The sequence below is a fragment of the Mycobacterium montefiorense genome, assembly GCF_025823255.1.
Lineage (GTDB): Bacteria > Actinomycetota > Actinomycetes > Mycobacteriales > Mycobacteriaceae > Mycobacterium > Mycobacterium montefiorense.
Genome location: NZ_JACKVL010000009.1, coordinates 122,564 through 143,549, shown reverse-complemented (window position 1 = coordinate 143,549; position 20,986 = coordinate 122,564). Strand labels below are relative to the sequence as shown.

The 20,986-nt window shown below is 67.1% G+C and carries 16 protein-coding genes and 1 pseudogene; 11 read left to right on the top strand and 6 right to left on the bottom strand.

All coding sequences use genetic code 11. The features are described 5' to 3' along the window. Window positions 1-65 precede the first annotated feature (65 nt). From H7K34_RS08305 to kasB, 4 genes are all read left to right on the top strand, one after another. Complete coding sequence (locus H7K34_RS08305; protein ID WP_264061388.1) at window positions 66-776, top strand: histidine phosphatase family protein; 711 nt, start codon at window positions 66-68, stop codon at window positions 774-776. 19 nt (window positions 777-795) lie between these two features. After that, window positions 796-2,808, top strand: a complete 2,013-nt coding sequence (locus tag H7K34_RS08300) for an SDR family oxidoreductase (protein WP_264061387.1) — start codon at window positions 796-798, stop codon at window positions 2,806-2,808. After that, a complete protein-coding gene (locus H7K34_RS08295; protein ID WP_264061386.1) occupies window positions 2,802-3,833 on the top strand; it encodes a nucleoside hydrolase in 1,032 nt (343 codons plus the stop codon). Before H7K34_RS08300 ends, H7K34_RS08295 begins: the two co-directional genes overlap by 7 nt. A 106-nt stretch (window positions 3,834-3,939) precedes the next feature. Then, a complete protein-coding gene (kasB, locus tag H7K34_RS08290) occupies window positions 3,940-5,193 on the top strand; it encodes a 3-oxoacyl-ACP synthase KasB (protein ID WP_264061385.1) in 1,254 nt (417 codons plus the stop codon). Between the two features lie 7 nt (window positions 5,194-5,200). Here kasB and H7K34_RS08285 read toward each other — a convergent pair whose 3' ends face one another. Both H7K34_RS08285 and H7K34_RS08280 read right to left on the bottom strand, forming a co-directional pair. Then, window positions 5,201-6,778 (bottom strand): DNA polymerase Y family protein, encoded by a 1,578-nt coding sequence (locus H7K34_RS08285; protein WP_264061580.1) that lies wholly within the window; start codon window positions 6,776-6,778, stop codon window positions 5,201-5,203. Continuing rightward, entirely contained in the window at window positions 6,779-7,465 is a 687-nt protein-coding gene (locus H7K34_RS08280; protein ID WP_264061384.1) for a hypothetical protein, read from the bottom strand. Between the two features lie 99 nt (window positions 7,466-7,564). On the opposite strand from H7K34_RS08280, the gene H7K34_RS08275 reads away from it, so the two are divergent. Next, on the top strand, window positions 7,565-8,161 hold the full coding sequence (locus H7K34_RS08275) for a hypothetical protein (RefSeq protein ID WP_264061383.1): 597 nt from the start codon (window positions 7,565-7,567) through the stop codon (window positions 8,159-8,161). Between the two features lie 17 nt (window positions 8,162-8,178). On the opposite strand, the gene guaA is transcribed toward H7K34_RS08275, so the two are convergent. Then, window positions 8,179-9,747 (bottom strand): glutamine-hydrolyzing GMP synthase, encoded by a 1,569-nt coding sequence (guaA, locus tag H7K34_RS08270; RefSeq protein ID WP_264061579.1) that lies wholly within the window; start codon window positions 9,745-9,747, stop codon window positions 8,179-8,181. Window positions 9,748-9,796: 49 nt separating this feature from the next. Continuing rightward, window positions 9,797-10,990: an acyl-CoA dehydrogenase family protein gene (locus tag H7K34_RS08265; RefSeq protein ID WP_264061382.1), complete on the bottom strand. Its 1,194-nt coding sequence runs from the start codon at window positions 10,988-10,990 to the stop codon at window positions 9,797-9,799. A 59-nt stretch (window positions 10,991-11,049) separates the two neighbouring features. Between H7K34_RS08265 and H7K34_RS08260 the strand changes: the two genes are divergently transcribed. After that, window positions 11,050-11,703, top strand: coding sequence for a TetR/AcrR family transcriptional regulator (locus H7K34_RS08260; protein ID WP_264061381.1), 654 nt, complete (start codon window positions 11,050-11,052; stop codon window positions 11,701-11,703). 11 nt (window positions 11,704-11,714) lie between these two features. Here H7K34_RS08260 and H7K34_RS08255 read toward each other — a convergent pair whose 3' ends face one another. Next, entirely contained in the window at window positions 11,715-12,353 is a 639-nt protein-coding gene (locus H7K34_RS08255; protein WP_264061380.1) for a winged helix-turn-helix transcriptional regulator, read from the bottom strand. 78 nt (window positions 12,354-12,431) lie between these two features. Here H7K34_RS08255 and H7K34_RS08250 point away from each other — a divergent pair, with 78 nt between their 5' ends. The 5 genes and pseudogenes from H7K34_RS08250 to H7K34_RS08230 all read left to right on the top strand — a co-directional run bounded on the left by H7K34_RS08250 (window position 12,432) and on the right by H7K34_RS08230 (window position 18,970). After that, entirely contained in the window at window positions 12,432-13,955 is a 1,524-nt protein-coding gene (locus H7K34_RS08250; RefSeq protein ID WP_264061379.1) for a DHA2 family efflux MFS transporter permease subunit, read from the top strand. After that, the gene (locus tag H7K34_RS08245; RefSeq protein ID WP_264061378.1) at window positions 13,952-14,755 is read left to right on the top strand and encodes a class I SAM-dependent methyltransferase; all 804 of its coding nucleotides are present in this window, start codon (window positions 13,952-13,954) and stop codon (window positions 14,753-14,755) included. Before H7K34_RS08250 ends, H7K34_RS08245 begins: the two co-directional genes overlap by 4 nt. Window positions 14,756-14,825: 70 nt before the next feature. Next, window positions 14,826-15,597 (top strand): annotated as a pseudogene (locus H7K34_RS08240) (beta-phosphoglucomutase family hydrolase). Next, complete coding sequence (locus tag H7K34_RS08235; RefSeq protein WP_264061375.1) at window positions 15,594-17,969, top strand: glycoside hydrolase family 65 protein; 2,376 nt, start codon at window positions 15,594-15,596, stop codon at window positions 17,967-17,969. Before H7K34_RS08240 ends, H7K34_RS08235 begins: the two are co-directional and overlap by 4 nt. A 98-nt stretch (window positions 17,970-18,067) precedes the next feature. Then, window positions 18,068-18,970, top strand: coding sequence for a TauD/TfdA dioxygenase family protein (locus H7K34_RS08230; RefSeq protein ID WP_264061374.1), 903 nt, complete (start codon window positions 18,068-18,070; stop codon window positions 18,968-18,970). Window positions 18,971-18,977: 7 nt separating this feature from the next. Here H7K34_RS08230 and H7K34_RS08225 read toward each other — a convergent pair whose 3' ends face one another. Beyond that, window positions 18,978-20,714: a GMC oxidoreductase gene (locus H7K34_RS08225; RefSeq protein ID WP_264061373.1), complete on the bottom strand. Its 1,737-nt coding sequence runs from the start codon at window positions 20,712-20,714 to the stop codon at window positions 18,978-18,980. Window positions 20,715-20,986: the final 272 nt, after the last annotated feature.

Genomic DNA, 20,986 nt, shown 5'->3' with positions numbered 1-20,986 from the left:
CTTTTCTGCACCCAACCATTGCAAACCCTTCCCCCTGGGGCTGTCGGCAGGGCAGGCTATTCGACATGGCCACGCGCAGCATGATCGGAAAGACCGCCAAGTTAATGGCCGTACTCACCGCAACGCTCCTCGTCGGTGCTTGCGGCGGATCGGCGCAGGCCCGCGGCATCACGCTGACGTTCGTCCGAAACGCGCAGACCCAAGCCGACGCCGACGGAATCATCAACACCGATCCGCCGGGCCCCGGCCTCACCGCCGAGGGCAAGGGACAGGCGCAGCAGGTAGCGCACCAGAGCGGTCGCAACGACTTCGACGCCGTCTACGCCTCGGCCATGGCCGAAGCGCAGCAGACCGCGAGCCCGCTGGCGGGCGAACTCGGCAAGCAGGTCGAGATCCTCAGTGGCGTGCAGTCACTGGGCGCCGGCTGGTACAACGGCAAACCCGAATCGATCGCGGGTGCGACGTACCTGCTGGCCCCGACGGACTGGATCAACGGGGACGTCCAGAACAGCATCCCGGGAGGGCTGAGCGGCAAGCAGTTCAACGAGCAGTTCACCGCCGCGGTCAACAAGGTCTACAACAGCGGCCACAACAAGCCGGTGGTGTTCTCCCAGGGCGCGGCGATCATGGCCTGGACGCTGATGAATGCCCGCAACGGCAAGAGCAGCCTGCTGACCAGCCACCCCCTGCCGAACATCGGCCGCGTGGTGATCACCGGCAACCCGTCGGACGGGTGGACGCTGGTCGAGTGGGACGGCATCCGCAACTTCAGCTGATCCCCGCTACCATGGCTGGATGCGGTATGTCGTTACCGGCGGTACCGGGTTTATTGGCCGCCGCGTCGTAGCTCGATTGTTGGACACTCGACCCGACGCCGAAGTGGGGATTCTGGTCCGGCGTGAGTCGCTGGGACGGTTCGAACATCTCGCCATCGAGTGGGGTGAACGCGCCAAACCGCTGGTCGGCGACCTGACGGAGCTGGGGCTGACCGACGAGCGGTTGGCCGAGCTGGGCCGGGTCGACCATCTGGTGCACTGCGCGGCCATCTACGACGTCACCGCCGGCGAGGCCGAACAGCGCGCCGCCAACGTCGAAGGCACCCGCGCCGTCATCGGGCTGGCGCAGCGGCTGAACGCCACGTTGCATCACGTGTCGTCGATCGCGGTCGCGGGAGACTTCGCCGGCGAGTACACCGAGGACGACTTCGACGTGGGCCAGCAGCTGCCCACTGCCTACCACCAGACGAAGTTCGAAGCCGAACTGTTGGTGCGGTCGCAACCCGGGTTGCGCTACCGCATCTACCGCCCGGCCGTGGTGGTCGGCGACTCACGCACCGGCGAGATGGACAAGATCGACGGCCCGTACTACTTCTTCGGCGTGCTGGCCAAGCTGGCCATTTTGCCGTCGCTGACGCCGATCCTGCTGCCCGACACCGGGCGCACCAACATCGTCCCGGTCGACTATGTCGTCGACGCGCTGGTCGCGCTGATGCACAGCGACGGCACCGACGGACGGACCTTCCACCTGACCTCACCGAAAACCATTGGGCTGCGCGGCATTTACCGTGGAGTCGCCAGGGCCGCCGGATTGCCCCCACTGCGCGGGCCGCTGCCTCGCGCGGTGGCCGCACCGGTGCTGAAAGTCAGCGGGCGCGCCAGGCTGCTGCGGAATATGGCGGCCACCCAGCTGGGAATTCCCGCCGAGGTGTTGGACCTTGTCGACCTGGCCCCCACCTTCGTCAGCGACACGACCCAAAACGCGTTGCACGGCAGCGGTATTGAAGTCCCCGAGTTCGCCAGCTATGCACCCAAGCTGTGGCGGTACTGGGCCGAGCATCTCGATCCCGATCGCGCCCGCCGCGACGCGCCGGATGGCGCGCTGCAGGGCCGGCACGTGATCATCACCGGCGCATCCAGCGGTATCGGACGGGCGTCGGCGATCGCGGTCGCCGAACGGGGCGGATGCGTGTTCGCGCTGGCCCGCAACGGCTCCGCGCTCGACGAGCTGGTGGCCGAGATCCGCGCGAACGGCGGCCAGGCACACGCCTTTACCTGTGATGTCACCGATTCTGTGTCGGTGGAGCACACCATCAAAGACATCCTGGGCCGCTTCGGCCATGTCGACTATCTGGTGAACAACGCCGGGCGTTCGATTCGCCGTTCGGTGGTCAACTCCACCGACCGGCTGCACGACTACGAGCGGGTTATGGCGGTCAACTACTTCGGCGCGGTGCGAATGGTGCTGGCGCTGCTGCCGCACTGGCGCGAGCGCCGATTCGGTCACGTCGTCAATGTCTCCAGCGCCGGCGTGCTGGCCCGCAACCCCAAGTACAGCTCGTATCTGCCGACCAAGGCGGCGCTGGACGCGTTTTCCGACGTGGTCGCCTCGGAAACACTGTCCGACCACATCACGTTCACCAACATCCATATGCCGCTGGTCAAGACGCCGATGATCGCGCCGTCGCAGCGGCTCAACCCGGTGGCGCCGATCAGTCCCGAACGGGCGGCGGCGATGGTGGTGCGCGGCCTGGTCGACAAGCCGGCCCGCATCGACACCCCGCTGGGCACGCTCGCCGAGGCCGGCAACTACCTGCTGCCCAAAACCTCGCGTCGAATCCTGCACCAGGTCTACCTGGGGTATCCCGATTCTGCTGCCGCGCTGGGAGTTCCGCCGCCCAGCGGTGAAACCAACCGCGACCGCGCCCCGGTAAGAAGGCGGCCTAAACGCCCGGTTCGTGCCGTCGGCCGCATCGGGGTCCCCAGGCCGGTCCGCAAGGCGATCCGGCTGGTACCCGGAGTTCATTGGTAACTGACCCATCGCCGGTCTTCATCGATGTCGACACCGGCGTCGATGACGCGCTGGCCCTGATCTACCTGCTGGCCAGTCCGGACGCCGACCTGGTCGGCATCGCCTCGACCGGTGGAAATGTTGGCGTACAACAGGTTTGTGCCAACAATCTGGGCCTGCTCGAGCTGTGCGGTGTCACCGGCATTCCGGTGTCGAAGGGCGCCGACGAAACGCTGACCGGCCCGCTGCGGACCCCCTCGAAGGTCCATGGCCCACGGGGCCTGGGCTATGCCGACCTGCCCCCCGGCGGCGCCGCGCTGACCGAGTACGACTCCGCGACGGCCTGGGTGCGCGCAGCGCAGGCCTTTCCCGGCGAGCTGATCGGCGTGGCGACCGGGCCGTTGACCAATCTGGCGCTGGCGCTGCGCGCCGAGCCCGCACTGCCAAACCTGTTGCGCCGGCTGGTCATCATGGGCGGCTCCTATGACCACATCGGCAATACCACCGCCGTCGCGGAATGGAACATCAGCGTGGACCCCGAAGCAGCGCACGAGGTGTTCGTGGCGTGGTCCGCCGAAGGCCTTGGCCCGCAGCGGCTTCCGATTTTGTGCGGCTTGGATTTGACCCGCAACGTCACGATCACTCCGCAAACCCTGGCGAAGTTGGCGGCTGCCGCGGATTCGACCTCGACGCCGATGAGCGTGGAGGACGAACGGGGCACCCGGTCGACGGCGTCCAACCCGGTGATCCGGGTGATCGAGGACGCGCTGCGGTTCTACCTCGAGGGCTACTTCGACAACGGGCACGGATATCTGGCGCATCTGCACGACCCGTTGGCCGCCGCGGTCGCGCTGGATCCCGAACTCATCACGACCCGTTCGGGCCGAGTGGATGTCGAGCTCGCCGGGACCCTGACCCGCGGCATGACGGTGACCGACTGGCGCCGGGAACCCAACGCGCACATCGGTGTTGGCGTCGATCCGGCATTTTTCTTCGACCGGTTCATCCAACGCGTGGCGCCATTCGCGCGTCGGCTCGCCCGCTAAAGGGGGCTTTGCCGGTCACCTTCCGTTGACAGAACCCGGCCAGCAACGATGGAATAGTTGCGTATCTGCGTGGGGTTGCGTTAGTCAGCATGGGAGGACCTTCGCAATGACAGAGCTGGTTACCGGAAAAGCGCTTCCGAATGTCGTGGTCACTGGCATTGCCATGACAACCGCGCTTGCCACCGATGCCGAGAGCACTTGGAAGCTGTTGCTGGACAGCCAAAGCGGAATCCGTACTCTCGAAGACTCGTTTATCGAACACTACGACTTGCCAGTACGCATCGGCGGGCACCTGCTGGAGGATTTCGATCAGGGGTTGACGCGCGCCGAGCGACACCGGATGGGTTGGCTGCAGAAGATGGCCGCCATCGTGAGCCGCCGGGTGTGGGAGAACGCCGGTTCGCCCGAGGTCGACCCCAACCGGTTGCTGGTGTCCGTCGGCACTGGCCTGGGCTCGGCCGAGCAAATCGTGTTCAGCTACGACGATATGCGCGCGCGGGGCCGCAAGGCTGTCTCACCGCTGGCGGTGCAGAAGTACATGCCCAATGGCCCCGCCGCGGCAATAGGGCTGGAACGCCACGCCAGGGCCGGGGTGATCAGCCCGATTTCGGCATGCGCGTCCGGCTCGGAAGGCATCGCCCAGGCCTGGCGCAGCATCGTCCTGGGCGAGGCCGACATCGCGATTTGCGGCGGCGTCGAGGTCAAGATCGAAGCGGTGGCGATCGCGGCGTTTGCCCAGATGCGCATCGTGATGTCCACCCGCAACGATGACCCGGCCGGAGCATGCCGCCCGTTCGACCGGGATCGGACCGGTTTCGTGTTCGGCGAGGCCGGCGCGCTGATGGTCATCGAAACCGAAGAGCACGCGAAGGCCCGGGGCGCCAACATCCTGGCCCGCATCATGGGCGCCAGCGTCACCTCGGACGGCTTCCACATGGTGGCGCCGGACCCCAACGGCGCACGCGCCGGACACGCGATGACCCGGGCGATTCAGCTGGCGGGGCTGACACCCAGCGATATCGACCACGTCAACGCGCACGCCACCGGCACCTCGGTGGGCGACCTGGCCGAGGGCAAGGCGATCAACAACGCGCTGGGCGCCAACAGGCCGGCGGTGTATGCACCCAAGGCCGCGCTGGGTCACTCGGTGGGCGCGGTTGGCGCGGTGGAGTCGATCCTGACCGTGCTTGCGCTGCGGGATCAGGTGGTTCCGCCGACACTGAACCTGGAGAATCTCGATCCTGAGATCGACTTGGACGTGGTGTCGGGCAAGCCGCGGCCGGGCAACTACCGGTATGCGATCAACAACTCGTTCGGATTCGGCGGCCACAACGTGGCCGTGGCTTTCGGCCGGTACTGACACCGCCTTACTCGTAGATCCCTTCGAGGTACCACCGCCGCTGGCGATAGCACAGCAGCAACGCGCGTTCGCTTTCCAGCAATACCTGGGCGCGGGCGGTGCGGCCTGCCGATCGGTCGGTATCCCACCACCGCTCGTCGACCGGCCAAGGCCCGGCCCACCAGCGCAGTGGGTCGTCCTGGCCGCGGGCGACCAGGCGCGCAGGGGCGGCGGAGAACATCCCCCGACCGGTTACCCGTATCGAGTTACCTTGGGCGTCAAGTAATTCCACCGGGTCATCGAGCAGTACCGCCGGCGACGGATCCGGCAGCTGGCCGGGCCACGGCAGTCCCGGGTCGGCGTGCGGCACCGGCTCAGGATCTATTAGGCCCAGCGGGGTCAAGGTGATGCGTTCGGCCGGCCCGCGGCCTCCGGACAGCACCGGCACCCGTACCGCCTCCGGGCCGAGCAGGCCCTGCACTCGTACCAGCGCCCGGCGCGCCCGCAGCCTGTCCTCGTCGCCGAGGCCGCCCCATAACGGCAGCTGCAGCGCCCCGGCCGACACCACCTCCACCGCCTGCAGCCGCAGCAATGTCACCGGCGCCGTCGGGCGGGGGTTGCGGGCGGCCCGGCTGCTCAACCACCCGTCCAGTTGCCAGCGCACCCGATCGGCGGTGGCGTCCTCGGTCAACGGCTCGGCGCACCGCCACACCCGGGTCAATTCCTCGCCGTTGGCGGTGACGGCATGAATGGACAACCGGGTACAGCCCACTCCGGCGGACATCAGCATCTGGTGCAGCGCGCCGGCCAGCGAACGCCCGGCGAATGCCGCGGCGTCGACCCGGTCGATCGGCGGATCGCAGTCCAGCACGGCCTCGAGCTCGGCCGGTGGCTCCCGCCCGGACGGTCCCCGCTCTGGCTCGCCGCGGGCGAACCGGTGTGCGCTGCGCCCGTCGGTGCCGAACCTGGAAGTCACGTCGGTAGCCGACAACGCAGCGAACTGCCCGATGGTTCGAATCCCCAACCGCCACAACAGATCCGTGAGCTCTTCTCGCCCCGGACCGGACAAACTCGGCTCGGTGGCCAGCTGCCGGATCGACAGCACCGACAGAAATTTCGCATCGCCGCCCACCGCGACGATGCGACCGGCCCTTGCGGCGAAGACCGCGGTGGACAACTGGTCGGCGACCCCGACCTGGCACTCGGCGCCGGCCGCGGCCACCGCGTCGATCAGCCGCTCGGCGGCGGTGGCCTCGGACCCGAAATAACGGGCCGCTCCGCGCACCGGCAACACCAGGAGCCCGGGCCGCAGCACCTCGGCCCGGGGCACCAAATCGTCGACCGCCGCAACCACCCCTTCGAAAAAGCGGGCGTCGCGGTCCGCGTCGGCGGTGGCGACGTGCAGGTGGGGACAGCGGGCCGCCGCCTCCCGGCGTCGCAACCCCCGCCGCACACCGGCTGCACGCGCGGCCGACGAGCAGGCGATCACCCGGTTGGCCAAAGTGACCGCGATCGGGGTCGTCACGGATTGGCCCGCCGCTGCCGCCGCCGCGACGGCAGGCCAATCCATGCACCAGATGGCCAACACTCGGGAAGACATCCGAATTCACCCGGTCCGCGTTCGGCCGATCACCCGTCTGCCCGCGCACACCCCACTGACCTGCAGCCGCACTCCGCTGATTCGTCCGAATCCGCAGACGGGGGTACCCCGGTCACCCGCAGTGATCTCATAGCCGCAGACCCGGGCGACAAGCCGCGTCGGCGCTCCTTGCCAGTCGCCGTCGGTGACCAGCAGGGTGCAGCCCTTGACCCGGGCGCGAGCCACCACTGCCCGCGCCCGGGTCAGTGGCACCCGGCGCCCGCCCAGACCGAGCACCACCAAATCCATGCCGTCGACGAGCACCGCGGCCACCTCCACCGGATCGGTTCCGGGATCCGGTATCACCGCGAGCCGGCTCAGGTCCGCCCCCATCTCCACCGCGGCCAGCAGTCCGATATCCGGCTGGCCGACGATGGCCGCGTTTCCTCCGGCCGCCGTCACCGCGGCGACCATGCCCAGTAGCAGTGACCGCGCCCCCGATAGCACCGCCACCGTCCCCCGGGGCAACTGCGTGGGCAGCGCGTCGGCCAGCCACTGCGGGACCGGCAGTTGGGATTCCGATTCCGGCAGCAGGTCGTCGAGGCGGGCAACAGGCGCCTTCTCGGGCGACTTTCCGGACAACACCGCGATCTGCCGGCGTAGCGATTCGAGCTGTTCGATGCGATCCTGGTTGGAGGCGACAGCCGCCGTCATACAAGCCTCCTACCAGCATCTCTTCCATCTTTTTCGAATTTATGTTCGAGAGTAAACACCCACCCTCCGACAGCGTCAAGAAACGTGAGAGGCTGCTTTATGCGCTCGGTGCTGCTGTGGCTCCTGGTGCTTATTGGTGTCGCTTTTCCGGCGCCGAGCCAGGCCGCGCCCTGCCAACCGGCAGAGTTCTTCGTCACCGACAACGCCGATCCGCTGTTCGAGCCGCAGGCCGACATGACGATCACCCAGGGCGGCGTCGCGGTAACGGGGTCGACCCCGCTCGACGGGGTGTACTGGTCGGACGCGCAGCAGCGGGTCACCTTTGAACGGTCCCGCGAATTTCATCTGTGCGGCGCCGACGAGCCCGCCCTGCACACCGCCGCCGAGGCCGTGCGCCGTCAGTTCGACCAGGAATCGGTGCTGTCCTTCGACTACCTGCCGCAGCATGCGGCGGAGCTGAACGCGATCCTCATCACCGTGCCGGACGTCGACATCGAGCGCATTGGCACCGCGCTGGCGGCCGACCCGGCGGACCGCAATTGGCTGCGGGGCGCATCCGTCACCGCGACCGACCACACCCTGATCCTGGTCGCTGTAAACGGCGATCGCGATGTGGCCCGACGACTGGTCGTCGAAGCCGGCGGCGACTGGAGCGAGGCCGGCATTGCTTATGGCAGAAGCGAATTCGTGGAGTAGCTATCCGAACGCCGCCGCTATTCCCATTCGATGGTGCCGGGCGGCTTGCTGGTGATGTCCAGCACCACTCGGTTGACCTCGGCCACCTCGTTGGTGATCCGGGTCGAGATGCGTTCGAGCACCTCATAGGGCACCCGGGTCCAGTCGGCCGTCATGGCGTCCTCGCTGGACACCGGCCGCAGCACGATCGGGTGCCCGTAGGTGCGGCCGTCGCCCTGCACGCCGACCGAGCGCACCTCGCCCAGCAGCACCACCGGGCACTGCCAGATCAGGTTGTCCAAGCCGGCGGCGGTCAGCTCCTCGCGGGCGATCGAGTCGGCGCGCCGCAGCGTGTCCAGCCGCTTAGCGGTGACCTCGCCGACGATCCGGATACCCAGTCCCGGGCCCGGAAAGGGCTGGCGTCCAACGATTTCCTCGGGCAGCCCCAGCTCCCGTCCAACGGCGCGCACCTCGTCTTTGAACAGCAGCCGCAACGGCTCGACGAGCTTGAACTTCAGGTCGTCGGGCAGACCACCGACGTTGTGGTGGCTCTTGATGTTCGCGGTCCCGCTGCCCCCGCCGGACTCCACCACGTCCGGATACAGCGTGCCCTGTACCAGGAAGTCGACACCCGAGCCGTCGGCGGCCACGATGTCTCGAACCGCACCCTCGAACGCCCGGATGAACTGGCGGCCGATGATCTTGCGCTTGCCCTCGGGGTTGGTCACACCCGCCAGTGCCTCGAGGAAGGTATCGGCGGCGTCGACGGTGACCAGGTTGGCGCCGGTGGCGGCGACGAAGTCGCGCTGCACCTGGGCGCGCTCACCGGCGCGCAACAGCCCGTGGTCGACGAAGACACACGTCAGCCGGTCTCCGATGGCGCGCTGCACCAGCGCCGCGGCCACCGCGGAGTCCACCCCGCCGGACAGCCCGCAGATCGCATGGCCTTCGCCGATCTGGGCGCGCACCTGTTCGGTCAGCGCCTCGGCGATGTTGGCGGCAGTCCACTGGGCTCCGAGACCGGCGAAGTCGTGCAGAAACCGGCTGAGCACCTGCTGTCCGTGCGGGCTGTGCATCACCTCCGGGTGGTACTGCACGCCGGCCAACCGCCGGGCCCGGTTCTCGAAGCCGGCGACCGCCGCGCCGGAGCTGCTGGCCACCACGTCGAAACCCGCGGGCGCCGCCGTGACCGCGTCACCGTGACTCATCCAGACCGGCTGCACCGCGGGCAGTCCCGAATGTAGTTCGCCACCAATCACTTTCAGTTCGGTGCGACCGTATTCGCTAGTGCCGGTGTGCGCGACGGTCCCGCCCAGCGCCTGCGCCATCGCCTGGAACCCGTAGCAGATGCCGAACACCGGCACGCCAAGGTCGAACACCGCGGGATCCAGTTGCGGGGCGCCTTCGGCGTACACACTGGCCGGCCCGCCGGACAGCACCAGCGCCACCGGGTCCTTGGCTTTGATCTCGTCGATCGAGGCGGTGTGCGGGATGACCTCGGAAAAGACTCGCGCTTCGCGAACACGACGGGCGATCAGCTGCGCATACTGCGCGCCGAAGTCGACCACCAATACGGGCCGCGGCGAGGGTGCTTGCACGGCAGCCAGCTTAGTGGGCTGGCACGACTGCCCGGGTGGGGCCGTGCCTTCGCCGGTGTCACATCAGGTGGGTCGGTTGCGCAATGCCGAATCGGGTGTTGGCGTAGCGCTTCAGGGCCGACGGGCTGAAGTACACGTGCTGGCTGGCGGTGTGCAGATCCCTAAAGCAGCGTTGCAGCGGGTGACCCGCGCGCACCGCACTCCCACCGGTCAAGTCGAACGTCGTATCGACCGCTTGACGTGCCGCACGCATCGCCTGTTGGGCGGCAAGCTGGAAGCGGGCGCGCTGCTGCAGCGATGGTGGATCGCCGGCGCAGGCGGTTTCGGTCAGTGCATTGGCCTCATCGAGAACGAAGGCTCGCGCCGAGGCCAAACCGGCTTCAGCCCTGGCGAACTCGACCTGGACGGCGGAGTCCTCGGCCAGCAGCTGGACCGTGCCGGCACGTGTCTTCGTCGGCGCGAGACCGGCGAATTCGTCGAGTGCGCGTCGCGCGATCCCGAGCGGGGCACCGACCATGCCGATCCCGACGAGCGTGAAGAACGGAATCCTCCACAACGGGCCGTCCTGGCGGGCCGGCTGGAAGAACGGGCTGATGGTGTGTTCTTCGGGGACTTTGAGGCCTCGGGCGACCACGTCGTTGCTGCCAGTGGCGCGCAGCCCCAGGACATCCCAGTTGTCGTCGATCTCGGCGTCAGCGCGCGGGAAGAACGCAAGGCGCCAGTCGGGGCCCTGCTCGGGGAGCATTCGCGGCGTGCCATCGTCGAAGACGAACATCCCGCCCAGCATCCACTCGGCGTGCCGGGAACCGCTGGCAAACGGCCACCGTCCGTCGATGTCGAACCGGCCGCCACCGTCCGGGACGGCACGCCCGGTGGGCGAGAACACCGTGGCCGACAAAAAGTCGGCGTCGCAACCAAACAGTTCCGTGGCGACAGTCGGTTCGAGCCAGGCGCTGAACGTCGGCGCACCGCCGCCGATGGCGGCGATCCAGCCCGTCGAACCGTCGGCACGCGCCAATACCTCGATCATCTGGATGTACTCGACCGGGGGCACTTCAAATCCGCCCAGCGAGCGCGGTTGTACCGCGCGGAAGATGCCGGCCGCGCGCAGGCGCTCGACCAGATCCAGCGGCAATGTTCCGAGCGCCTCGGCCTCGTCGGCGCGCCGCGCGATCTCGGGCACCAGGGCACGCGCTACCGCGATGGGGTCGCCGTCCGACAGGCTGGCGGCGGAGCATGTTGCACTTGTCATGTCACGTTTCCTACTCTAATACAGTAGCTTATATTCAATACAGGAGATTGTACTTAATTATGGGATCTGTCAATAGCCCGACTCCGCGCCGATACGACTCGACCCGTCGACGCCAACAGGCCCAGCAGAACCGGCACGCGGTGCTCGCGGCGGCCCGGCAACGATTCCTGGCCCAGGGCTATGCGGCGACGACGATCGCCGAAATCGCGCGGGACGCCACCGTGTCGGTCGAAACGGTGTACAAGGCATTCGCGACGAAGGCGGGCGTGCTGAAAGCAGTCTTCGATGTGGCGGTCGCCGGCGACGACGAGCCGATTCCAATGGTCCAAAGAGACGTGATAAAAAACGTAGCCGATGAGGCCGAGGCGACTCGCAAGCTGGAGATGTATGCCGAGCACCTGGCCGCCACCATGCCGCGCAGCGCGCCGGTCCAGCTACTCGCGCGCGATGGTGCCGCGTCGTCGCCAGACGCCGGTGAGGTCTGGAAGCAGATCCGGCAGGAAACGCTGGCTGGCATGACGATGTTCGCATCCGGTCTTGCCGGGACGGGACAGCTACGAGTCAGCGCCAACGAAGCCCGCGATGTCCTGTGGACCTATCACGCACCCGAGCTCTACGAGCTTCTCGTCCTCGAACGCGGTTGGTCGGCCAGCCGCTACGGCAAGTTCATCGCCCAGGCCCTCATCGATGCCCTGGTCGAATCCCGGGGCTGACCGGGGACCCGCTATAGCGAAAAGCTCGCGCGCACCGCGTCGACGGCGGCCGGGTCGCCCGTCACGGTGATGCGCCGCAGCGCCGCCTTCCGTTTGGCATCGCTTCGGCCCAGACGGGCGGTCACCAGATCCGCCGCGGCGGCGGTGATCGTCACCAATGGTTCGCCCTGAGCGCCGGCCAGGCGCCCCTGAGTGACCGCGAAGTCGAAACGCCGGCCGTCGATCTCGGCCCGGCAGGTGGCCTCTAACCCCGCCGCCCTACCCGAGTCGAAGCCGAGCAGGACGCCGGCAAGAAACCCGTTCAGCGGCGATGCCGACCCGTCGTCGATCGGATCCAGCCGGTCCAGGCCGAACCATGCGAGGGTCTGCAGGATGGGCAGCACCCGCTGCCAGCCCAGGTCGCTGAGGGTGTAGACGGTGCGCCCGATCGGCGCCGGCAAGTCCGCCCGGTCAACCAGCCCGGCGTCTTGCAGCTCGGTGAGTCGCTCGGCGAGCAAATTGGTTGCAATGCCGGGTAGTTGCGCGCGCAGGTCCGAATAGCGGCGGGCTCCACCGACCAACTCGCGCAGGATCAGCAGCGTCCACCGCTCACCGAGGACGTCAAGTCCACGCGCGATCGGGCAGTTCTGGTTGTAGTTGCGAGTCCGCACCACCCCACCTTACCGCGGAAGACATGTTTTTCCATCTATTACTTGATTTCTTTGTCTATCAGATTTACCGTCTTGTCCATGCGAAGGATTCTGGCGCTCGCCGTCATCTGCCTGGGCGTCTTCGTCATCAGCGTCGACGCCACCATCGTCAACGTCGCTCTGCCTACGCTGTCGCGCGAACTCAATGCCGATACCGCCCAGCTGCAATGGATCGTCGACGCGTACACACTGGTCATGTCCGGACTGCTGTTGTCGGCCGGCAGCTTCAGCGACCGATTCGGCAGACGCGGCTGGCTCAATGCCGGGCTCGCGCTGTTTGGGATCACGTCAGGGCTTGCGGCACAGGCGAATTCCGCGGATCAGCTGATCGCGGCACGTGCCGCGATGGGTGTCGGCGCGGCGGTGATCTTCCCGACCACGCTGGGCCTGATCACCAACATCTTCACCGACCCGGTCCCCCGCGCCAAGGCGATCGGACTATGGGCGGCCATGGTCGGTGTCGGGGTGGCGGTGGGCCCGATCAGCGGCGGCTGGTTGCTCGAACACTTCTGGTGGGGCGCCATCTTCATGGTCAACATCCCGATCGCGGCAGTCGCCATCATCGGCGGTGTGTTGTTCGTCCCGACCTCCCGCGATCCCGCCGCACTACGCGTCGACGTCCCCGGGCTGCTGCTGTCGGCCGCCGGCGTCACCGCGCTGGTCTATACCGTCATCGAGGCGCCGTCGTGGGGTTGGACCAGCACCCGGGCCGCGATCGGCTTCGCTGTGGCCACCGCCCTGCTGATCGGGTTCGCGTTGGCCGAGCAGCGCAGCACGCATCCCATGCTGGACATCACGGTGTTCTCCAACCGCCGGTTCTCCGGGGGCAGCCTGGCGGTGACCGCCGGCTTCCTGACGCTGTTCGGCTTCATCTTCGTGATCACCCAGTACTTCCAATTCATCAAGGAATACAGCGCATTTCAGAGTGGTGTGCGATTGCTGCCGGTCGCCATATCGATCGCGCTGGCCAGCATCCTGGGGCCGCGGTTGGTGGAGCGAATAGGCACCACCGCCGTCGTGGCCGGGGGCCTGACCGTGTTCGCGGCCGGCCTGGCCTGGGCGTCCACCGCCGATGCCGCGACGAGCTACGTCGAAATCGCCACGCAGATGCTGTTTCTCGGCGGCGGCCTGGGCCTGACGTTCGCGCCGGCCACCGAGGCGATCATGGGGTCGCTGCCGGCCGACAAGGCCGGCATCGGCTCCGCCGTCAACGACACCACGCGCGAGCTCGGCGGCACCCTGGGCGTGGCGATCGTGGGCAGCGTCTTCGCCTCGGTCTACTCCGCTCAGATCGGCTCGGCACCGTCGCTGGCCGCATTGCCGGCCGAGGTGCGCTCAGCGATGCGCAACTCAATGGCAGTGGCGTACAGGGTGATCGAACAGCTACCCGCGCAGCACGCCGGTCCGGTGCGCGACGCCGTCAACCACGCGTTCCTGGACGGCCTGCAAGTGGGCTCACTGGTGTGCGCGGGCATCGCACTGACTGCCGCGATCGTCGTCGCGGGGCTGTTGCCGGCTCGTGAATTGGAAAAAGCACGTCACTTAGAAAGGGAAAGGGCATGACTGCGATCGGAACCCAGTATTCGACCGGCCTCTCGCGGCACAACATCGAGCAGGCGTTGCTCACCGCCGGAAAGGAACTCGAGCACCTGGTACCCGCCGACCTGGACCTGGTGGAGGACTTCCACACCATGGGCCGCATGGCGACCGCTCAACTGGTCGACCTGGCCGGAATCACCAGCGACAGTTCGGTGCTGGACGCGGGCAGCGGAGTCGGCGGCACCGCGCGCTACATCGCCGACCGCTTCGGCTGCACCGTCACCGCCGTCGACCTCACCGACGAATACTGCGAAACACACCGTTGGCTCAATCGACTCGTCGGCCTAAACCACCGGATATCGGTCCATCAGGGCGACGTCACCGCACTCCCCTTCGCCGATGCCGGCTTCGACATCGCCATCAGCCAGCATGTTCAGATGAACGTGGCCGACAAGGTCCGCCTGTACTCCGAGGCTCGCCGGGTGCTGGTAAACGAGGGCCGCCTTGCGTTGTGGGACATCACCATTGGCGACAATCGCGAACTCTCCTATCCCCTGCCGTGGGCCGATCGGTCGGCACACAGCCATCTGGTCAGCCCCGACGACTTGCGCGCCGTCCTCGAGTCCGCCGGCTTCACCGTCGAACACTGGAACGACCTCACCGAACCGGCGAGCGCGCTGATGCAAACACTCCTGGCACAGCCGGCCAACCCGCTGGGTCTGCAGACATTCGTGGCCGATTTCGCTCGCAAGGCCGAAAACCTGACCGCCGCGTTGTCGGACGGACGGCTGCGGGTCATCCAAGGAGTCGCGCGGGCGAGTTGAACAACATGGGCGTTCGCTGGCGGCATACAGGCAAGCATGATGAAGTGGTTATCGCCCGACCACTCCAACAGTGAGGATGCTCTGTGCTGGGTCTGCCAGAGAAGGTGCGCGCCTGCTTGTTCGACCTCGACGGTGTCCTCACCGATACCGCGAGCGTGCATACCAAGGCCTGGAAGGCCATGTTCGACGCTTATCTGTCCCAGCGAGCCGAGCGCACCGGGGAGAAGTTCGTCCCCTTCGACGCCGCCGCGGACTATCGCAAATACGTCGACGGCAAGAAGCGGGAAGACGGGGTCCGGTCGTTTCTGCAGAGCCGGGGAATCGAGCTGCCCGACGGCAGTCCCGACGACTCCGGCGACGCCGAAACCGTTTACGGCCTGGGCAACCGCAAGAACGACATGTTCCAAAAGGTCCTCGACCGCGACGGCGTCGAGGTGTTCGACGGGTCGCGCCGGTACCTGGAGGCCGCCACGGACGCGGGGCTGGGCATCGCCGTCGTGTCGTCGAGCGCGAACACCCGGGAGGTGCTCGAGATCACCGGGCTGGACCGGTTCGTCCAGAAGCGGGTGGACGGGGTGACGCTGCGCGAGGAACACATCAAAGGCAAACCGGCGCCCGACTCCTATCTGCGGGGGGCGCAACTGCTCGACGTCGCCCCCGACGCGGCCGCGGTGTTCGAGGACGCGCTGTCGGGAGTGGCGGCCGGCCGTGCCGGTAATTTCGGCTACGTGGTGGGTGTCGACAGAGTGGGCCAGGCCGAAGATCTTCGCAAAAACGGCGCCGACGTCGTGGTGACCGACCTCGCCGAGTTGCTAGGGAATTCAACCGGGGTCCAGGCATGATCACCCAGGAGGCCTTCCCCGTCGAACCGTGGGTGATCCGCGAGACGCGGCTCGACCTGAACCTGATCGCCCAGTCCGAATCGCTATTCGCCTTGTCTAATGGGCACATTGGGCTGCGCGGCAACCTCGATGAGGGCGAACCGTACGGCCTGCCGGGCACCTACCTGAACTCCTTCTACGAGATCCGGCCGCTGCCCTACGCCGAGGCCGGCTACGGCTACCCGGAGGCCGGCCAGACCGTCGTCGACGTGACCAACGGCAAGATCATTCGCCTGTTCGTCGAGGACGAGCCCTTCGACGTCCGGTACGGCGAGCTCATCTCGCACGAACGTGTCCTCGACCTGAAGGCCGGGACGCTGACCCGCAACGCGCACTGGCGTTCGCCGGTGGGCAAGGAAATCAAGGTCACCTCCACCCGGCTGGTGTCGCTGGCCCACCGCAGTGTGGCCGCCATCGAGTACTGCGTTGAGGCGGTCAACGAGTTCGTCCGCGTCACCGTGCAATCCGAACTCGTCACCAACGAGGACCAGCCGACGACGTCGGCGGATCCCCGGGTGGCGGCCATTCTGGAAAACCCGCTGGAGGCCGTCGAACACGACGAGACCGACTGCGGGGCGCTGCTGATGCACCGGACCCGGGCCAGCCAGCTGATGATGGCCGCGGGGATGGATCACATCGTCGAAGTTCCCGGGCGGGTCGAGGTCACCAACGACGCAGGGCCCGACCTGGCGCGAACCACCGTGATCTGCGGGCTGCGCCCCGGGCAGAAGCTGCGCATCGTCAAATATCTGGCGTACGGCTGGTCCAGCCAGCGCTCCCGGCCCGCGCTGCGCGACCAGGTCGCCGCCGCGCTGCACGGCGCCCGGTACAGCGGGTGGGACGGGCTGGTGAAAGCCCAGCGGGAGTTCCTCGACGACTTCTGGGACAACGCGGACGTGGAGGTCGAAGGCGACTCGGAATCCCAGCAAGCGGTGCGATTCGGGCTGTTTCACCTGGTGCAGGCCAGCGCCCGCGCCGAGCGCCGCGCCATCCCCAGCAAGGGGCTGACCGGAACAGGCTACGACGGCCACGCCTTCTGGGACACCGAGGGTTTCGTGCTTCCGGTGCTCACCTACACGCTGCCGCACGCGGTCGCCGATTCGCTGCGATGGCGGGCGTCGACGATGGACATGGCCAGGGACCGCGCGAAAGAACTCGGCCTCGAGGGCGTGAGCTTCCCGTGGCGGACCATCCGTGGCCAAGAGTGTTCCGGCTACTGGCCGGCCGGCACCGCGGCCTTCCACATCAACGCCGACATCGCGATGGCCTTCGAGCGCTATCGCGTCGTCACCGGCGACCAGTCGCTGGAGGCCGACTGCGGCCTGACGGTGCTGATCGAGACGGCCCGGCTGTGGATGTCGCTCGGACACCATGACCGCCACGGCGTCTGGCACCTGGAGGGCGTCACGGGCCCCGACGAGTACACGGCGATCGTGCGCGACAACGTCTTCACGAATCTGATGGCCGCGCACAACCTGGTCGTCGCCGCCGACGCCTGCAACCGCCACCCCGAGGCGGCCGAGGCGATGGGTGTCACCCACGAGGAGACGGCCTCCTGGCGCGACGCGGCCGATTCCGTCAACATTCCTTATGACGAGGAGCTGGGTGTCCACCAGCAGTGCGAAGGCTTCACCAAGTTCGCCGAGTGGGATTTCGACAACCGGCACAAATACCCGCTGCTGCTGCACGAGCCGTATGTGCGGCTCTACCCGGCGCAGGTGATCAAGCAGGCCGACCTGGTGCTGGCCATGCAGTGGCAGAGCCACGCGTTCACGCCTGAGCAGAAGGCCCGCAATGTCGACTACTACGAGCGGCGCACGGTGCGCGACTCGTCGCTGTCGGCCTGCTGTCAGGCCGTGATGTGTGCGGAGGTCGGACATCTCGAGCTCGCGCACGACTACGCGTATGAGGCCGCGCTGATCGATCTGCGCGATCTGCATTCCAACACCCGCGACGGGTTGCACATGGCGTCGCTGGCCGGCGCCTGGATGGCGATCGTCGCGGGCTTCGGTGGCCTACGCGACGACGACGGCATCCTGGAAATCGATCCCGCGCTGCCCGACGGCATCACCCGGCTGCGGTTCCGGGTGCGGTGGCGCAATTTCCGGCTGATGGTCGACGCCAACCACGCCGACGTCACCTACACCCTCAGCGACGGGGACACCGGTGAACTGGCCATCCGGCACGCCGGCGAGGAAGTCCTGCTCAAGACGGATTCACCGACGACCATCGCGGTCCGTCAGCGCAAGGCACTGTTGCCGCCGCCGCCGCAGCCGCCGGGATGCGAGCCCACCCACCGACGCGCCCAGACCCACCAGCTCGGGGGCCAGTAAGGCCAGGTCAAACGGGGTTGCCGAAACTGTAGCCAAGCGACTACACTCGGGCTTAGTCAATTGACTACACCCGATGTTCAAGCAAGGGGACTACAGCCATGACAGACCAGATGACCGTCACCAAGTTGGGCAGCCGGATCGGCGCTCGGGTCGACGGGGTGCACCTCGGCGGCGACCTCGACCGCGCCGCCGTCGAGGAGATCCGCGGGGCGCTGCTGACCCACAAGGTCATCTTCTTCCGCGGCCAGCACCACCTCGATGACCAACAGCAGCTCGCATTCGGCGGACTGCTGGGCACGCCCGTCGGGCACCCGGCGGCAGGTGCGCTCGCGGCTAAAGGCGCCCCGGTCATCACGCCGATCAACTCCGAGTACGGCAAAGCCAACCGCTGGCACACCGACGTCACCTTCGCCGCGAACTACCCGGCGGCGTCGATCCTGCGCGCCGTCACCCTGCCCAGCTACGGCGGATCGACGCTGTGGGCTTCGACGGCCGCGGCCTACCTGGACCTCCCCGCGCCACTTCAACGCCTCGTCGAGAACCTGTGGGCGCTGCACACCAACCGTCACGACTACGTGAGCGCCGAGGCGACCTTGGCGATGAGCGACGCGCAGCAAGCGTTCCGCCAGACGTTCGAGAGACAGGACTTCCAGACCGAGCACCCGGTGATCCGCGTGCACCCCGAGACCGGTGAGCGCACACTGATCGCCGGCAATTTCGTGCGCAACTTCGTCGGCCTGGAAAGCCACGAGTCGAGCGTTCTGCTCGAACTACTACAGCAGCCAATCACTAAACCCGAGAACACTATTCGCTGGAACTGGGAAGCCGGCGATGTGGCCATCTGGGATAACCGGGCGACCCAGCACCGGGCGGTCGACGACTACGATGACCAGCCGCGGCTGATGCACCGAGTCACGCTGATGGGCGACGTGCCGGTCAACGTGCACGGCGAGCGCAGCCGGGTGGTCAAGGGCGCACCGCTCGAAGTGATCGCGAGCTAACGAGGGGTCAGCTCGCCGAGGTGACGGGGTCGATCGGCAACCAGCGCAGCGCGCCGGGCGCGTCCGCCGGCACCACCGGGTGCTGCGGTGCAATCGGGTCCAGCCGGCGATAGGCATCGCCCTGCAGCGGCCGCTGATCGATCTCGCCCTTATTCGGCCACAGCGAGGCGGCCCGCTCGGCTTGCGCGGTGATCGACAGCGACGGGTTGACGCCCAGATTCGCCGAAATCGCCGCGCCATCCACCACGAGCAGCGACGGATAGCCGTAGACGCGGTGATACGGGTCGATGACGCCGTGCTCGGGGCCGTCGCCGATCACCGCACCGCCAAGGAAGTGCGCCGTCAGCGGAATGTTGAACAGCTCGCCCCAGGTACCGCCGGCAACGCCGTCGATCTTGGCGGCGATGCGGCGGGTGACCTCGTTGCCGGCCGGGATCCACGACGGGTTCGGCTCGCCGTGCCCCTGCTTGCTGGAGTACCAGCGGATGCCCAGCTTTCCGCGCTTGGTGAACGTGGTGATCGAGTTGTCCAGGTGCTGCATGACCAGTGCGATCACCGTGCGTTCGCTCCACTGACGGGGATTGAGCAACCGCAACATCGTGCGGGGGTCCGCACCCGCGGTGTCGAGCAACTGCCTCCAGCGCGGCACGTCGGTACCTTGCGGGCCGGGGCCGTCGGTCATCAAGGTCTGCAGCAGCCCCATCGCGTTGGAGCCCTTGCCGTAACGGACGGGTTCGACATGAGTGTCCGACGTCGGGTGAATCGACGACGTGATCGCCACCCCATGCGTCAAGTCCAGATCCGGGGAGACCTTCAACCGTCCGGCGCCGACGATCGATTCCGAATTGGTCCGGGTTAAAACACCCAAACGCATTGAAAGACGGGGCAACCGGCCCTTGTCGCGCATCTTGAACAGCAGATGCTGAGTCCCCCAAGTGCCCGCGGCCAGGATCACATGGCTTGCGGTGTAGGTGCGCCGATCCCGGCGCAGCCAGCTTCCGGTGCGGACGGTGCGGACCTTCCACAACCCGCCGGACCCCTGCTCGAAGCTCTTCACCGTTGTCATCGGAATGACTTGCGCCCCAGCCGATTCCGCGAGCCCCAGGTAGTTCTTGAGCAGCGTGTTCTTGGCACCGTAGCGGCAGCCCGTCATGCAGCAGCCGCATTCCAAGCAACCGGTGCGGTCGGGGCCCGCGCCGCCGAAGAACGGGTCGGGCACCGTCTTTCCGGGCGTCTTGGTTCCGTCGGGGCCGAAGAACACTCCGACCGGGGTCGGCACAAACGTGTCCCCGCACCCCATGTCGTCGGCCACTTCCTTGACGATCCGGTCGGCATCGGTGAACGTCGGGTTCTCGACCACACCCAGCATCCGCTGCGCCTGCAGGTAGTGCGGCATCAGCTCGCCGCGCCAATCGGTGATGTGCGACCACTGCTGATCGTTGAAGAACGGGTCCGGCGGCACATACAGCGTGTTGGCGTAGTTCAGCGACCCGCCGCCCACTCCGGCGCCGGCCAGGATCATCACGTTTTTCAGCGGGTGAATCCGCTGGATGCCGTAGCAGCCCAGCCTGGGAGCCCAGAGGAACTTGCGCAGATCCCACGACGTTTTGGCGAATTCCGCGTCGGAGTAGCGACGACCAGCCTCCAATACGCCTACACGGTAACCCTTTTCGGTCAACCGCAGCGCGCTGACACTGCCGCCGAAACCCGAACCAATGATCAGGACGTCGAAATCTGGCTTCATTACCCCAGTATGATCGCTGTCACATTTTGTTCCACGACCGGCCGCGCTAAACATCACGCGAGTTCACCGGCCTGCCGTAGTGCCGGTGAACTCGCAGTGACCCGGATCTCTACACTCGACATGCGAGCGTCTTTTCACAGGGAACCGAAAGCCAGGACTGGCGGGGGTTGAATGACGACGGCGACAGCGTGCGGAGTGTGCGGCGCTTAGTCGCTCGAGGATGCACGATTCTGCCACGGATGCGGCGCGCTAGTCGCTTCGCCTGAAGTCCC